This is a genomic window from Micromonospora sp. NPDC020750 (assembly GCF_044334565.1).
In the GTDB taxonomy this organism is placed as follows: domain Bacteria; phylum Actinomycetota; class Actinomycetes; order Mycobacteriales; family Micromonosporaceae; genus Micromonospora.
The window spans coordinates 801,497-816,310 of record NZ_JBIRTH010000001.1 but is presented as its reverse complement, the minus strand read 5'-3'; the positions used below and the strand labels follow the sequence as shown (position 1 = coordinate 816,310).

Here is a 14,814-nt window from a genome sequence, read left to right as displayed (position 1 = left end):
GGTACCGGCATCAGAACTCCACCGCCCGGCCCCCGTGCCCGCCGCCCGGCAGCCCCGGGCCACCCGACGGACGCGGGTCGAGGTCCCAGTCCTCGGCGGCGGTCGCGGCGACCGCCCGGTGTTCCGCCCAGGTCCGTACGGCGGTGATCCGCTCGGCCTGGGTGACACTCAACGGAACCATGTTGACGAGTGCGCGCAACAGGTCGTCGCGGCGCAGCGGCCGGCGCTCGGCGTACGCGTCGACGAGCCCGGCGACGACGGCCTGCTCGATCTCCGCGCCGGAGTAGCCGTCGCTGAGCCCGGACAGCTCGGCCAGCAGCCCCGAGTCGACGGTCAGCTCCCCGGCCACGGCCGGGTGCCGCAGCCGGCGGGCGATGTGCAGGCTCCAGATCGAGGCGCGTTCGGCCCGGGTCGGCAGGTCGACGAAGAAGATCTCGTCGAAGCGTCCCTTGCGCAGCAGCTCCGGCGGGAGGGCGGCGAAGTCGTTGGCGGTGGCGATGACGAAGACCGGACGGGTCTTCTCCTGCATCCAGGTCAGGAACGAGCCGAAGACCCGGGCGGACGTGCCCGAGTCGCCGCCCGTGCCACCGGCGAAGCCCTTCTCGATCTCGTCCAGCCAGAGCACGCAGGGCGCGGTCGCCTCGGCGACCCGGATCGCCTCGCGCATGTTCTGCTCGCTGGAGCCGACCAGCCCGGCGAAGACCTTGCCGATGTCCAGCCGCAGCAGCGGCAGCCCCCAGGCGGCGGCGACCGCCTTCGCGGTCAGCGACTTTCCGCAGCCTGGGACGCCGGTGATCAGGACGCCGCGTGGGGCCGGCAGCCCGTACCCGGCGGCCTCGGCGAGCCAGGAGCCGTCCCGCTTGGCCAGCCAGCGCTTGAGGTTCTCCAAGCCGCCGACGTCGGCGAGCGGCACCGGGGCGTCGAGGAACTCCAGCAACCCGCTGCGCCGGACGGCCTGCCGCTTCTCCTCGTGCACGAGCCGCAGGTCGCGGGCGTCGAGCACGCCGTCGTCCACCATGGCGCGGGCGAACGCGTTCTCCGCCTCGTGCAGGGTCAGCCCGAGGGCCGCCTTGGCCAGCCGTTCCCGGCCCCGCTCGTCCAGGTCGATGCGGATGCGCCCGCCCGTCGCGTTGGCGGCGATGATCCCCTCCAGCACCGCGCGGATCTCCGGCTCGGTGGGCAGCGGGAAGTCGACCACCGTGACGTCCTTGGTCAGCTCGACCGGGAGGTCCGGCACCGGGGACAACAGCACCAGGGTGCGCGGCACGGGGCCGCTGCGGTAGGCGACGGCCAGCTCGCGCAGCCGGCGCACCACCCCGGGGTCGGCCGGGCGGCCACCGGCGCCGAGCACGGGGTGCAGGTCGGCGAGGACGACCAGGGCCGGCTCGTCGATCCGCCACGCCGCGTCGAGGGCGGCCACCGGGTCGGCCGTCCCCTGCCGCCGGTTGCCGTCGGGCGGGACCAGGCCGCGGGTGGCCGACCAGGTCCACACCCCGCGCGGAGTGCGTACCCGGGCGGCGTCGTGGGCGACCGCGGCGATCTCGGCGAGCACCCGCTGCTCCTCGTACGAGCAGATTTGGAGCACCGGCACGCGGGCCTTGAGCAACTGGGACAGGGCGTCGCGGAAGGCCGTCGCCATCGCCGATCCTCCCCGAAGCGTCGCCGGACCGCGCAGACTCTAGCACCGGAGAGATCGACGGGCAGGCTGGTGCCACCGGCACGACCTGCGGCGGGGGCCGGGGCCGCACGGACCCCGACCCCCGCCGGGCCGACTGGCGACCGGGCTCAGAAGCGGTACGCCGTGCCGTACTCCGGCACCAGCACCCGGGTACGGGGGGACACGGCGCGCACCGCCGCGATCAGCGCGTCGAGCCGTTCGCGGTCGGTTGGCGCGACCGTCGGCGGGTTGACCAGTGGCGTCTCGAAGTTGTCCCAGTGCACCGGCACCACGACCTTCGGGTGGTCGAGGGCGGCCATCAGCCGGGCCACGTAGTCGGCGGTGGCGGTGCTGGACTGGAGGGCGACCATCGCCACGTCCGGGGCCAGCCCGGCGAGGTCGCGCTCGACGAAGTCGCTGGCACCCATGAAGAACACCGCCGGGCCGCCGGCGATCCGCACCTGGTAGGCGAGGGTGTCGCCCTCCGGCAGGTCGGCGATCGTCTCGGGCCGGGCCGGCGGGGTCACCCGCACCCCGGGGAAGGCCATCGAGTACGACGCGTTGCGGCTGTGCAGCGAGCCGACCACCTCGACGGTGTGGTCGCCGAAGTGGAGCACCTCACCGCCCTTGACCGGGCTGAGCTGCCCGACCGGCAGCCCGTACGCCAGCCCGAGGTGGTACGCGGTGAGCGTGCCGAACACCCGGGCGCCGGTGCGCTGGGCGATCCGGGGCACGTCGTTGAAGTGGTCCCAGTGGGTGTGGGTGACCAGGATCGTGCTGGCCCGGTCGACGTACCGGTCGAGGACGTCCTCGGCGACGGTGAGCGCCGTCTCCTGGTTGAACTTCCCGGTGAACAGCCCGGTGTCGTACCGGCTCAGGTACGGGTCGACCAGCACCGTCCGGCCGCCGATGTCGATCCGCCAGCCCGAGGTGCCCCACCAGCGGAAGCTGACGGCTCCGGTGCGGCGGGGGGCGGGGGCCGGGGTGGGCGCGGCGGCCCGGGCCGGGGCTGCCGGTCCGGTGGCGGCGAGGCCGCCGACGGTGACCAGGGCGGCTCCGGCGGCGGCGTCGCGCAGCAGGCGGCGGCGGTCGAGGTGGTTCTCGGGCATGGTGAATTCTCCCCGTCAGGTCGTGCGGGTGGGACCCCTCGACCTCACCACCGCAGCCCCGGCCGCGTCCAAGATCGACGGCACGCACGGCCGATACGCGATCGGGTATCGGACCAGCCCAGCGCCCCTGTCCGGCGGCGACAGGCCGGGAAATCAGCCGTCGCGCAGGGCCTCGACGGCGATCCGCGCCGCCTCGCCCATGGCCAGGTCCACGTCGATGCGGCGGGTCGCCAGCCGTTCGGTGCGGGCGAACACCGCCATCGCGTACCGGCGGCCGTCGGGGTACTCGGCGACCCCGGCCTCCAGGTGCAGGCCGGGCAGGGTGCCGGTCTTGGCGCGGACCCGCACGCCGGGCGGAAAGCCGGAGGCGAGCCGGGTCCAGAAGAGCTGCCGGTCCATCAGCTCCCGGACCGTCGCGCAGGCCGACGCCGGGCCGGCCTCGTCGCGCCAGATCAGGCCGAGCAGCCGGGTCATCTCCCGGGCGGTGCTCGACGTGGTGTGCGCGGGGTCGAGCACCCGCATGGCCCGGACCCGCTCGTCGGAGAGGGTGGGGAAGATCCGGGCGAACTCCGCCTCGGTGCGGGCCCCCACGTCGGCGAGCATCGTCTCCACCAGCTCGCGGGGCCCGCCGACGATCCGGGTGCGCGGCAGCCCCAGCTCGGCGGCGAGCATCGGCAGCACGTCCCGGCCGACCCGGCGCAGCAGCAGATCGGCGGCCGTGTTGTCGCTGACCGACATGGCGAAGTACGCCAGGTCGCGCAGCGACACCTCGGCGTCGTCGGCGCAGCCGGCCACCCCCCAGCCGCCGAGCCGGTCCGCCGCCCGGACCAGCACCCGCTCGGTCGGGTCGAGCTGCCCGACGCTGGCCTGCCGGGCGAACTCCAGCACCAGAAGGATCTTGAAGACCGACGCGATGACCACCTGCTCGTCGGCGCGCACCGCCACCGCGCGGGCCGGTCCGCCCGCCCGCCCCGGATCCGCGTCGCCGCCCGCCCGTTCCGGGTCGTCGTCGACGTCGACCACGTGCAGGCTGGCGGCCACCCCGGCCCGGCCGAAGACGTCCGCGATCCGCTCCCCCACCGTCACCCCGGCACCGTACCGGCGGGCGAGGCCCCGGCGTCGGCCCACCGCCTGCGGCGCGCGGACGGGCCGCCCCGGCCGTCGGCACCCCGGTTCCCCGCCCCGCCGGTCGGGTCGCTGGCGTAGGGTCGGCGGCCGTGGACCTGCTCCGGCACCTGCGGCACTTCGTGGTGGTCGCCCGCGAGCTGCACTTCGGCCGGGCGGCCGAGACGCTGGGCATGGCACAGCCGCCGCTGAGCCAGTCGATCCAGCGGCTGGAGCGGGAGCTGACGGTCGAGCTGTTCGACCGGTCCCGCCGGCAGGTGCGGCTGACCACCGCCGGTCAACTCCTGCTCGGCGAGGCCGACGAGCTGCTCGCCGCCGAGCAGCGGGCGCGCGACCTGATGCGTCAGGTCCGGGCCGGGACGCTCGGGGTACTGCGGGCCGGGGTGCCGCCGGAGACCCCAGCGGTGACGCTGCGCGAGCTGCTGGACCGGCTCGCCGCGCGGGCTCCCGGCCTGGACGTCGACCTGCACGAGCTGACCAGCGCCGAGCAGGTCCGGATGCTCGCGCAGCGGCGGCTGGACGTGGGGCTGCTGCACCACCCGGTCAGCGCCGACGGGCTGCGGTTCGGGCCGGCGGTGGCCGTACCGCTGGGGGTGGTGCTGCCCCGCGCGTCGCCGCTGGCGCGGCCCCGGGAGGTCGAGCTGGCGGCGCTGGCCGGCCTGGACCTGATCGCCGCGCCCCGGACGACGGCGCCCCAGTGGCACGACCACGTCCTGGACGTGTGCCGGCGGCACGGCTTCACGCCCCGGCGGGTGCGGCCGGCCCGGAACCCGGAGTTCCTGTTCGGGTTGGTGCTGGCCGGCGGGGCGGTGGCCGTCGAGCCGGCGGCGACGGTCCGCCGGGAGCCGCGCATCGCCTGGCGGCCGGTCGCGGGGTCGCCGCTGGTGAAGCGCACCTCGGCGGCCTGGCCGCAGCGCGCCGGCCACCCCGCCGCGCCGGTGTTCGGGGAGCTGGCCGCCGAGGTGCTAGCCGGCGCAGAGCCGACGCTGCCGACCGACCCGCTCACCCCTGCCCTGCGCCCCTGGCCGGTGCTGTTCGAACCCCGATCGGCGGATTCACCCCCGTAAAGTTCCCCGGCGCTCTCCCGGTGTTCGGGCTTCCGCCATTAACATCGCTGACCATGAATACAAAGAGCGTCACCCGCTCGCTACCCGGGCGGCTGATCACGGCGTTCGCACTGGCCGTGGCACTGGTGACACCCGTCGTGGCGAGCACCTCCGCATCGGCGGCTGCCTCGCTGACCGTCGCTCAGGCGCTGGCCGCCCAGGACGGCCGCGCGGCCACCGTCACCGGGTACGTCATCGGCCAGCCGACCGCGACGTCCACGGTGATCACGTCCGGCTACACGGCGGACACGGCGATCGCCATCGCCGACACCGCCGCCGAGACCAGCACGAGCATGATGCTCTACGTCCAGGTGACCGCCGCGTACCGGAACGGCTTCGGGCTGCTGACCAACCCGGGGCTGCGGGGCAGGCAGATCACCACCACCGGGGCGCTGACCGCGTACTTCAGCCACGGTGGGCTGAAGAACCCGACCGCGATGAGCCTCGGCGGCGACACCCCCGGCCCGACGCCCACCCCGACGCCGACCGCCACCCCCACCGCATCGCCCACCCCGACGCCCAGCCCGACCGGCGGCTCCGGCCCGTACGACTCGACGTACTACGCCACCGCCCTCGGCAAGACGGGCACCGCGCTGCGCAACTCGCTGCACACCATCATCACCCCGCAGACGAAGCTCAGCTACGAACAGGTGTGGGACGCGTTGAAGGACACCGACCAGGACCCGGCGAACGCCAACAACGTGCTGCTGCTCTACACCGGCCGGTCGCAGAGCAAGACCACCAACGGCGGCGGGGTCAACGACTGGAACCGGGAACACGTCTGGGCCAAGTCGCACGGGAACTTCGGCACCGCCACCGGGCCGGGCACCGACGTGCACCACCTGCGCCCCGAGGACGTCTCGGTCAACTCGACGCGCGGCAACAAGGACTTCGACAACGGCGGCAGCGCCGTCTCGGAGGCCGCCGGCTGCTACACCGACTCCGACTCGTTCGAGCCGCGCAACGCCGTCAAGGGCGACGTGGCGCGCATGATCATGTACATGGCGATCCGGTACGAGGGCGGCGACGGCTGGGCGAACCTGGAGATGAACAACTCCGTGTCCAACGGCAGCGCGCCGTACCTGGGCAAGCTGTCGGTGCTGCTCTCCTGGAACCAGCTCGACCCGCCGGACGCCTTCGAGAAGCGCCGCAACCAGGTCATCTACGACCGCTGGCAGGGCAACCGCAACCCGTTCATCGACCACCCGGAGTGGGCCGCCGCGATCTGGGGCTGACCCCCGCCGGAGCCGCCCGGTTGTCGCACATCACCCGCCCCGGACCGTGAGGAAGCGGCCGGAAGGGGTACGAGAACCGGGTGGCACGGCCGGACCGGTCGGCGGGCGGGAAGGCGCTCCCGCACCGGCCGGCCCCGGACGAATGGAAGAGGCGGCCGAATGGCGAACACGATTCCCGACATCACGCTCAACGACGGCAATACCATCCCGCAGCTCGGCTTCGGGGTGTTCCAGATCGAGCCGAAGGACACCGCCGAGGCGGTCGGCCGGGCCCTGGAGATCGGCTACCGGCACATCGACACCGCCGAGATGTACGGCAACGAGGCCGAGGTGGGCCAGGCGGTCCGCGCCTCCGGCCTGAACCGGGGCGAGGTCTTCGTCACCAGCAAGCTGAACAACGCCTTCCACCGCCCGGACGACGCCCGCAGGGCGTTCGACTCCACGCTGGCTGCGCTGAAGATGGACCACATCGACCTGTTCCTGATCCACTGGCCGCTGCCCACCCTCTACGACGGCGACTTCGTCTCCACCTGGAAGGTCCTGGAGGAGTTCCGGCGCGACGGCCGAGCCCGCTCCATCGGGGTGTCGAACTTCCAGGTGCCGCACCTGGAGCGGCTCGCCGCCGAGGCGGACGTGGCGCCGGCGGTCAACCAGATCGAGGTGCACCCGTACCTCGGCAACGAGGAGGTGCGTGCGTACGGCAGCGCGCACGACATCCGCACCGAGGCGTGGTCCCCGATCGCGCAGGGCAAGGTGCTCGACGACCCGACCCTGCTCGACATCGCCGGGCAGGTCGGCCGGACCGTGGCCCAGGTCGTGCTGCGCTGGCACGTGCAGCGCGGCGACATCGTCTTCCCCAAGTCGGCCACCCCGAGCCGGATCGACGAGAACTTCCGGATCTTCGACTTCGAGCTGGACGACGCGACGATGGCCCGGATCAGCGGCCTGGACAGGGGCGAGGCGGGCCGGCAGGGGCCGAACCCGGACACCTTCGACTACCTCCCCGACTGAGCGGACGCGTCGGGGCCCTCGTCACCGCCTCCACGGCGGCGAGGGCCCGCTTCCGCAGCCGGCCGGGCCCTACGTGTCGCTCACCTCAGGCGGGCGCGACGTCGCTCAGGACCGACCTGTCGGCGAGCCGGTGGAACGCGGCCTCGGTCGGCGAGCCCGGAGCGGCGATGTAGACGATGAGCCGTTGGTCGGCGTCGGGCACGTGCAGCACCCGGCACTCGAACTCCAGCGGCCCCAGCTCGGGGTGCGGCACCCGCTTCACCACCGGGCGGCGTTCCGCCACGTCGTGCTCGGCCCAGAGCCCGGCGAACCGCGGCGAGACGCCGAGCAGCTCGGTGACCAGCTCGGCCAGCCCCCGGTCGCCCGGGTACCGGCCGTACGCCGCACGCAGGTCGGCCACCGATGTCCGGACGAACCGACGGACGTCCGGGTCGTCCCAGGACGCGTCCGCGTCGGGCCGGCCGAACATCCACCGGATCATGTTCGGCTCCCCGGTCGCGCCGTCGCCGACGAAGAAGGTGGCCAGCCGGTTGACGGCGAGCAGGTCGTACTTCGCGTCGACCAGGTAGGCCGGGGTCAGCGTCATGCTGTCGAGCAGGTGGCGCAGCCCGTCGGACACCTCCCGGCTGGGCCCCGGCGACGGCGGCGGGCTCTCCCCGGCCACCCGGAACAGGTACTCCCGCTCGTCCCGGGAGAGCAGCAGCGCCCGGGCCAGGGCGGCGAGCACCTGCCGGGACGGGTGCGGGCCGCGCCCCTGTTCGAGGCGGACGTAGTAGTCGACGGACATCCCGGCGAGCTGGGCGACCTCCTGGCGGCGCAGGCCCGGGGTGCGTCGGCGTACCCCGTCGGGCAGGCCGACCTCTGCGGGCAGCCGCCGGGTCCGCCGGCTGCGCAGGAACGCCGCCAGCTCGTCGCGTCGCAGTCCGCTCGTCGTCATGCCCCCAGTCTGCCCCGACCCGGCGGGCCGAGGGTGGTACCACCGGTCCCAGGCTCAGGCGTCTCTCCCGGCCGGCCCCCGACGGCGGCATGCTCGGTGCATGACGACGATGACGGCCCTGATCACCGGGGCGAACAAGGGAATCGGGTACGAGACGGCGCGGCAGCTCGGTGCCCGGGGGATGACCGTGCTGATCGGCGCGCGGGACGCCGACCGGGGCCGGGAGGCCGAGCAGAAGCTGCGGGCCGACGGGGTGGACGCGGCCTTCGTGCCGCTGGACGTCACCGACGAGGCGTCGGTGTCCGCCGCCGCGGCGTGGGTGGCCGAGCGGTACGACGGGCTGGACGTACTGGTCAACAACGCGGGGATCGTGCTGGGCGACGGGAAGCGGTCGCTGCCCAGCGACACCACCGTCGGCACCCTGCGCCGGGTGTACGAGACGAACGTCTTCGGGGTGGTGGCGGTGACCAACGCCCTGCTGCCGCTGCTGCTGCGCGCGCCGGCCGCCCGGATCGTCAACGTGTCCAGCGAGATCGGCTCGCTCGCCACGATGACCGACCCGACGGGGCCGTACTTCGCGATGACCTCGGTGCCGTACCCGTCGTCGAAGGCGGCGCTGAACATGGTGACCGTGATGTACGCCAAGGAGCTGCGGGACACCCCGATCAAGGTGAACGCGGCCAACCCGGGCTACTGCGCCACCGACCTCAACGGCCATTCCGGGTTCCGCGCCCCTCAGGAGGGGGCCGAGGTGAGCGTGCACCTGGCGACGCTGCCGGCGGACGGCCCGAGCGGCGTCCTCTGGGGCCACCTCGCCAACGGCGACGGCGGGTACGGCGTCGTGCCCTGGTAGCGGCACCGGACTGCGGCGTGGGGCGGCTCCGGCCGGCGGGGCGGTCAGCCGGTGAGCGCGATGCGCCAGTCGTTGCAGCGCATCCACCGGCCCGGCGGGTACTCGAAGTCGGTCTCGCCGAGCAGTTCGAAGCCGGTCTTGCGGCAGACGGCGTTCGACGGCGGGTTGCCCACCGAGGGGTACGCGTGGGCGTGCCGGTGGTGGGTCCGCTCGGCGCGGGCCAGGGCCAGCGCCTCGCGCACCGTCGCGGTGGCCAGCCCGCGCCCCTGGTACGCGGGCAGGATCGCCCAGCCCATCTCGTACACCGGCTCGTCGTGCCAGACCCGTTCCCAGTAGCCGACGCTGCCGACCTTGACCCGCTCGGGCAGCACGATGGTGAACATGTTCCCGCTGCCGGGGCCGGGGCCGGCCAGGTAGCGGGCGTGCCGGGCGACGACCTGTTCCTCGGTCTCCGGGCCCCCGGTGTGCTCCCGGACCTCGTGGATGTTGAGCTGGCGCAACAGGTCGAGGTCGTCCTCGGCCCACCGCTCGATCCGCACCCCCGCCGGCGTCCCGCCCATGCGTCCCTCCTCCGTGCTCGGTGCGCACAGTCAACCGCACAGCACCGACAACCCGGAGCGTCGGCGGGTGTCGGTACGGTCTCGGGCGTGACGGGACACGACTGGTCTGACGTACGACGGAGGCTCGGCCTCCTGGCCGCCGCCCCGGCGGTCGACGAGGTGTTCGGGGCGGGCGGGCACGGCTGGGAGCTGGAGCCGCCGCTGACCCCGGCGGAGCTGGCCGAGCTGGAGGGCCAGTTCCAGGTGGAGCTGCCGACGGAGTACCGGTCGTTCCTGCTCCAGGCCGGCCGGGGCGGCGCGGGCCCGGCGTACGGGCTGTTCCCGCCGCGCCGGGTCGACGGCCGGTGGCAGTGGGAGGGCGACGGCGCCGACATGACGACCCCGGATTCCCTGGTCCGGCCGTTCCCGCACACCGAGGCGTTCAACCAGGCGGACGACCTGCCCGAGCAGCCCGAGGAGGACGACTTCGCCTCGGCCGAGGAGTACGACGCGGCCGAGGAGTACTGGTGGGAGCGGCACGACGCGATCATGTACGACGAGGCGCACTTCGTCGGCCTGCTGTACCTGTGCCACAAGGGCTGTGCGCTGCGGGACGTCCTGGTGGTGACCGGGCCGGCCCGGGGCACGATGTGGGCCGACGGCACCGCCGAGGAGGGCGGGTTGGAGCCGCTGCTGGACGACGACGGCACGCCGCTGGGCTTCGCCGGGTGGTACCGCCGGTGGCTGGACGGGGCCACGCGGCGGGTAAGCGGGCGTCGGTGACCACGTGGGAACAGACGGCACCGGCAGCGGCCGAAAAGACATTGATAACAGTGCATTGAATCTCTAGCATCACCACCATGCGTGTCCGTCGTGTCATCGCCGTGGCCGCCGTCGCCGCGCTGCTGAGCCTGCTCGCCGTCACCGCCGCCCAGGCGGACGACGCCCCGGCGCTGACCACCCCGGGCGTGCCCGTCGTGGTCGTCGACGAGCCCCACCGGCTCACCCTGTCGTGGACGCCCTCGACCTGGGTGGATGAGCCGGAGGGCGCGGGTCCGATCAGATACCAGGTGATGATGCCGCTGGGCCCCCACACGTACCGGGGCCTGGGTGACGTGGACACGTCCGGCATCACGCTGACCGACCTGGCACCGGGCACCGATTACCGGATCGCGATCCAGGCGTACGCGATCGGCGGCTACTCCGTCCCCTCGGCCACCACCGGCCTGCGCACCGCCTACGGGAAGGCGAAGGTCAGCTACCTCAACCGCGACTGGTCGCCGACGGACAACCAGGCCCAGTTCGACCTGCTGGTCACCAACACCGGTACGCAGCCGCTGAACCTCACCACCGTGCGGGTGCGGTACCACATGCTCTTCGAGGGCGGCAACACCTCGCTGGTGACCGAGTGCGACTGGGCGGAGCTGGGCTGCGGCCGGATCCGGCACCAACTCTTCTTCTTCATCCCGCCCACGCCCCCGGGCAGTTCGCCCGGTCCGACGCCAGTGCCAACGCCGACCCGCTACCCGCTGCCGGGCACGCCGGCCCCCGGCTGGGTGGAGCTGACCTTCACCGACGGGGTGCTCGCCCCCGGCGCGTCGACCGGGCCGATCCAGCTTCGCCTCCACCGCCCCAACTGGAGCGACATCGACGAGCGCGACGACCCGAGCTGGCAGGCCGCGACCGGGGCGCGGACCGACAACAGCCGGATCACCCTCGACGTCGACGGCGTCCGCGAGTTCGGCGACCAGTACGCCAGCTGAGCCGCCACCCGCAGCCCGTCGCAGAGGAGGGCAACGGCTTACGGCGTACGCCGGCCACTCACCCCGCAGGCCGGCGCGGCGAGTGGCCGGCGGGCAGTGGCAGATCCTCGACGTGGCCCCATTCCAGCTCGTTGCCGCGGGCCAGTGCCGCCTCACCCCAGGACACGCGGAGCAGGCCCGCGTCGGAGTTGCAGGCGAACCCGACGAGTACCACCTCGGGCCGGGCGGCGAACTGCGCCACGATCTCCCGCAGGGGCTCACGGTCGCGGGCTTCCTCGGGGCTGCGCGGCATCATCGGCAGGGGCACCTCCTCGTGGCTGGGCTCCGGCCCGAAGAGCACCAACAGGTCCCGGATCAGCCGGCTGAGGTCACGGCCGGGCCGGGCGTCGCGGATGTCCATGTCGGCGCGCTTGGCGTACCGCCAGGGCAGCAGGAGATGGTCGCGGCAGATGGTCACCCGTACCTGCGCGCCGGGAGGATGAACGTCCGTCACGTCGGGCAGCTCGCGCAGGTGCTCGTGCAGCACCTCGTACTGCTGCTTCCAGCGCACCGGCCCGAAGGCGTGGTCGGTGTCCAGTTCGGACGCCTCCCGAGCGCCTCGGGCCAGCTCGACCGCACGGTGCAGGGCAGCCGGGATCTCCCGGCGCAGGGCCACCGCGAGGGCGGGCCCGAACTTCCGCACCGACCACTCGGACGGCCCGCCAGCGATCCCCATGCCGATCACCCCCTGTGCCGATATGGCCACGCATCGACACCGACGATCTCACACCGATCGAGGCATGCGAAAGCAACGCGACCATGCCCGCCGGAACCGCGGGCAGCGGATGGCAGCGGCACCCGGGCGCACGGCAGGCACGCCGAGGTCAGGGTTTGCGGGCGACCGCGCCGTAGATCGACGCCTCGGCCAGCGGCGGGCGCTCGGACTCGGGCACCTCGGCACGCCACTGCGTCACCGGGACGACGCCCGGCTCGACCAGGTCAAGGCCGTCGAAGAACCGGGAGAACTCCGCCCGGGACCGGGGGACGGCTTCCCGTTCGACCGTGCGCGCCGCCAGCTCGACGCGCATCCGCTCGACGACCTCGGCGGGCATGAGGTCGATGGTGACGTGGCTCAGCACCAGGTAGCTGCCCGACGGCAGCGCCTCGACCAGCCGGCCGACCACCTCGTACGGCCGGTCGGCGTCGGTCAGGAAGTGCGCGACCGCGACCAGGAGCAGCGCCACCGGCCGGGACAGGTCCAGCGTGCGGTGCAGCTCGTCGGCGGCCAGGATGCGCTCCGGGTCGCGCAGGTCGGCGTCCAGGTACGCCGTCGTGCCGGCGGGGGAACTGGTCAGCAGCGCCCGCGCGTGGGCCAGCACCATCGGATCGTTGTCGGCGTAGAGGACCCGCGACTCGGGGGCCACGGCCTGGGCCACCTCGTGGGTGTTGTCGGCCGTCGGGATGCCGGTGCCGATGTCGAGGAACTGCCGGACGCCGGCCTCGGCGGCCAGGTACCGCACCGCCCGCTGGAGGAAGGCCCGGTTCTCCCGGGCGAGGGTGCGGATCGCCGGGTACGCGGCCGCGATCCGGTCGCCGGACTCCCGGTCCACGGCGAAGTTGTCCTTGCCGCCGAGCCAGTAGTTGTAGCGCCGGGCGGGGTGGGGAACGCTGGTGTCGAATCGGTCGGAGAGCCGAGCGGTGTGGTGGTCCTGAGGGGTTGCGGAACCCACGGGAATCCTCATCGTTCGTGCGGCCAGGAGAGGCCCCGGCCAGCCGAAGGTTCCCGGACGGCCGGTGCCCCCACACAGCGTAGGCGTCGGATCGCCGGACCGCTGACCCGTCGATCATCGCGGGTGGACCCCTCGTGGCTTCCCTGGGCCGACCGGGGCGCGGTCAGCGGTCGCAGCCGTCGGGCAGGTGGATGCGGGCGGCGGGCACCCCGGCGGCGAGTAGCCGCAGCCGCGCGCCGGCCACCATCGCCGGCGGGCCGCAGGCGTACACCTCCTGGCCCGGACGGTGGTGCCGCAGTGCGACGGTCAGGGCGTCGCCCCGCTCGTCGGGCTCGGCGTGCTCATCGTGGGAGAACGCGGGCACGACGGTCAGCCAGTCGTGGGCGACCTGAAGCTTGTCGAGGCTGATCGGGTCGTACAGGTCGGCGAAGGCACGGACGCCGACGACCAGGGTCACCCGCCGGCCGCCCCTGGTCGCCTGCTCGAGGGCTACCTGCTCGGCGGCGACCTGCTCGACCAGGGCGCGCAGCGGGGCGAGGCCGGTGCCCCCGGCGACGAGGTGCAGGTCGGCGGTCGGGTCGGGGGCGAGCGTGAGGCCGGCACCCCGGGGCGGGCCGAGCCAGAGCGGCCCGCCGGGGCGTACCCGGTCGACGAGGCTGCGGGAGACGGCACCGGCGGCGCGGACGTGCAGCTCGATCGTGCCGTCCGGGCGGGGCGCGTTGGCGGGCGAGTACCAGCGCCACCGGCCGGGCAGGCCGGGCACGCTGACCGGGACGGCCTGGCCGGGGCGGAACGGCAGCCGCCGCCAGAAACGTACGGTGAGAATGGCGACGCCCCCGGAGGGCCGATCGTGATCGAGCACCTCCACCGGCCACCAGGCCGGGCCGTCGCCGACGCGGTCGGCGACGTGCCGGACGGCGGTCAGCGTGCGGCGGGCGGCCTGCTCCCAGACGCCGGCCAGCGCGGCCGTCCACTGTGGGTGCGCGTGGCGGGCCACCGTGGCGACCAGGGCCTCGCCGACCAGCGCCTGGTGGTGCGGGCCGAGATGGCAGTCGCGCCAGGCTCGGCCGAGGACGGTCAGCAGCGCGGCCCGTCCGGCGCGGTCGTCGTCGCCGGTGGCGAGCTGGCCGAGGGCGGCCAGGAACAGGGGCGCGTCGCGTTCGGGCAGCAGGGCGGGCATCCGGTCGGCGAGCGTGCACCAGAAGTGGTCGGCGGCCCGGTCGATGCCGGCGACGGTGACCGCCCAGGAGGCGGCGAGGTCGACGCCGCTCACCGGCCGGCCCCGGTCGGACGCGCCTCCCCGGTGCCCCCGGCTATGCGTTCCTCCCCGGCGGTCCCGATTGGGCGTGCCTCCCCGGCGAAGGCGGCGCGGGCGGCGGCGATCGCGGTCTGAGGCAGGTCGAGCGCCCAGAGCACCCCGGCGAGGTAGTCGACCAGCCGTCGCTGCTGCTCCTCCCCCAGCCCGAGACCCGGCCAGGCGTCCGCCGCCGCGCGCCCGTCGAGCGCCGCGCCGAGGGCCGCCGCCAGGTGGTCGGCGAGCCGGCCCAGATCGACCCCGACCAGGTACGGCTCCAGCTCCGCGTCCGCCGCCACCAGCCGCAGCCATTGCCACACGGCCTCCCGTACGACCTCGTCCGAGTACGCCACGCTCACGCTCCCTGCTGGAAGGAGGGTCCCTCGTCCTCGGGTTCGGGTAGAGGGAGGCCCCGGTTGATCGGTGGAATGGCACCGGGGCGGGCGGGGGCGGGGACGCGTCGGGGGAGGACTCGT

At 74.1% G+C, this 14,814-nt stretch carries 15 protein-coding genes; 6 read left to right on the top strand and 9 right to left on the bottom strand.

Annotated elements, in window-relative coordinates; genetic code table 11:
• Positions 1 to 10: 10 nt before the first annotated feature.
• The 3 genes from ACH4T9_RS03730 to ACH4T9_RS03720 all read right to left on the bottom strand — a co-directional run bounded on the left by ACH4T9_RS03730 (position 11) and on the right by ACH4T9_RS03720 (position 3,852).
• Entirely contained in the window at positions 11 to 1,639 is a 1,629-nt protein-coding gene (locus ACH4T9_RS03730) for an AAA family ATPase (protein WP_396669632.1), read from the bottom strand.
• A gap of 146 nt (positions 1,640 to 1,785) precedes the next feature.
• Positions 1,786 to 2,766: an MBL fold metallo-hydrolase gene (locus tag ACH4T9_RS03725; protein WP_396669631.1), complete on the bottom strand. Its 981-nt coding sequence runs from the start codon at positions 2,764 to 2,766 to the stop codon at positions 1,786 to 1,788.
• Between the two features lie 153 nt (positions 2,767 to 2,919).
• The gene (locus ACH4T9_RS03720) at positions 2,920 to 3,852 is read right to left on the bottom strand and encodes a serine hydrolase (protein WP_396669630.1); all 933 of its coding nucleotides are present in this window, start codon (positions 3,850 to 3,852) and stop codon (positions 2,920 to 2,922) included.
• A gap of 131 nt (positions 3,853 to 3,983) precedes the next feature.
• Here ACH4T9_RS03720 and ACH4T9_RS03715 point away from each other — a divergent pair, with 131 nt between their 5' ends.
• The 3 genes from ACH4T9_RS03715 (at position 3,984) to ACH4T9_RS03705 (ending at position 7,243) form a co-directional block, all read left to right on the top strand.
• Entirely contained in the window at positions 3,984 to 4,958 is a 975-nt protein-coding gene (locus ACH4T9_RS03715) for a LysR family transcriptional regulator (RefSeq protein WP_396669629.1), read from the top strand.
• A 53-nt stretch (positions 4,959 to 5,011) separates the two neighbouring features.
• The gene (locus ACH4T9_RS03710) at positions 5,012 to 6,232 is read left to right on the top strand and encodes an endonuclease (protein WP_396669628.1); all 1,221 of its coding nucleotides are present in this window, start codon (positions 5,012 to 5,014) and stop codon (positions 6,230 to 6,232) included.
• A gap of 159 nt (positions 6,233 to 6,391) precedes the next feature.
• A complete protein-coding gene (locus ACH4T9_RS03705) occupies positions 6,392 to 7,243 on the top strand; it encodes an aldo/keto reductase (RefSeq protein ID WP_396669627.1) in 852 nt (283 codons plus the stop codon).
• Positions 7,244 to 7,328: 85 nt separating this feature from the next.
• On the opposite strand, the gene ACH4T9_RS03700 is transcribed toward ACH4T9_RS03705, so the two are convergent.
• On the bottom strand, positions 7,329 to 8,180 hold the full coding sequence (locus ACH4T9_RS03700; RefSeq protein WP_396669626.1) for a helix-turn-helix transcriptional regulator: 852 nt from the start codon (positions 8,178 to 8,180) through the stop codon (positions 7,329 to 7,331).
• Positions 8,181 to 8,280: 100 nt separating this feature from the next.
• Between ACH4T9_RS03700 and ACH4T9_RS03695 the strand changes: the two genes are divergently transcribed.
• On the top strand, positions 8,281 to 9,033 hold the full coding sequence (locus ACH4T9_RS03695; RefSeq protein ID WP_396669625.1) for an SDR family NAD(P)-dependent oxidoreductase: 753 nt from the start codon (positions 8,281 to 8,283) through the stop codon (positions 9,031 to 9,033).
• 44 nt (positions 9,034 to 9,077) lie between these two features.
• Here ACH4T9_RS03695 and ACH4T9_RS03690 read toward each other — a convergent pair whose 3' ends face one another.
• The gene (locus ACH4T9_RS03690) at positions 9,078 to 9,593 is read right to left on the bottom strand and encodes a GNAT family N-acetyltransferase (protein WP_396669624.1); all 516 of its coding nucleotides are present in this window, start codon (positions 9,591 to 9,593) and stop codon (positions 9,078 to 9,080) included.
• Between the two features lie 87 nt (positions 9,594 to 9,680).
• On the opposite strand from ACH4T9_RS03690, the gene ACH4T9_RS03685 reads away from it, so the two are divergent.
• Together ACH4T9_RS03685 and ACH4T9_RS03680 are read left to right on the top strand one after the other, a co-directional pair.
• Positions 9,681 to 10,355 (top strand): SMI1/KNR4 family protein, encoded by a 675-nt coding sequence (locus ACH4T9_RS03685; protein WP_396669623.1) that lies wholly within the window; start codon positions 9,681 to 9,683, stop codon positions 10,353 to 10,355.
• A 77-nt stretch (positions 10,356 to 10,432) separates the two neighbouring features.
• Positions 10,433 to 11,335, top strand: a complete 903-nt coding sequence (locus ACH4T9_RS03680; RefSeq protein ID WP_396669622.1) for a cellulose binding domain-containing protein — start codon at positions 10,433 to 10,435, stop codon at positions 11,333 to 11,335.
• A gap of 58 nt (positions 11,336 to 11,393) precedes the next feature.
• Here ACH4T9_RS03680 and ACH4T9_RS03675 read toward each other — a convergent pair whose 3' ends face one another.
• From ACH4T9_RS03675 to ACH4T9_RS03660, 4 genes are all read right to left on the bottom strand, one after another.
• Positions 11,394 to 12,050 (bottom strand): hypothetical protein, encoded by a 657-nt coding sequence (locus tag ACH4T9_RS03675; protein ID WP_396669621.1) that lies wholly within the window; start codon positions 12,048 to 12,050, stop codon positions 11,394 to 11,396.
• Between the two features lie 148 nt (positions 12,051 to 12,198).
• The gene (locus tag ACH4T9_RS03670) at positions 12,199 to 13,056 is read right to left on the bottom strand and encodes an SAM-dependent methyltransferase (protein WP_396669620.1); all 858 of its coding nucleotides are present in this window, start codon (positions 13,054 to 13,056) and stop codon (positions 12,199 to 12,201) included.
• A 151-nt stretch (positions 13,057 to 13,207) separates the two neighbouring features.
• Positions 13,208 to 14,317 (bottom strand): FAD-binding oxidoreductase, encoded by a 1,110-nt coding sequence (locus tag ACH4T9_RS03665; protein ID WP_396669619.1) that lies wholly within the window; start codon positions 14,315 to 14,317, stop codon positions 13,208 to 13,210.
• Positions 14,314 to 14,691, bottom strand: a complete 378-nt coding sequence (locus ACH4T9_RS03660) for a globin (RefSeq protein WP_396669618.1) — start codon at positions 14,689 to 14,691, stop codon at positions 14,314 to 14,316. The genes ACH4T9_RS03665 and ACH4T9_RS03660 overlap by 4 nt, the downstream gene beginning before the upstream one ends.
• Positions 14,692 to 14,814 lie beyond the last annotated feature (123 nt).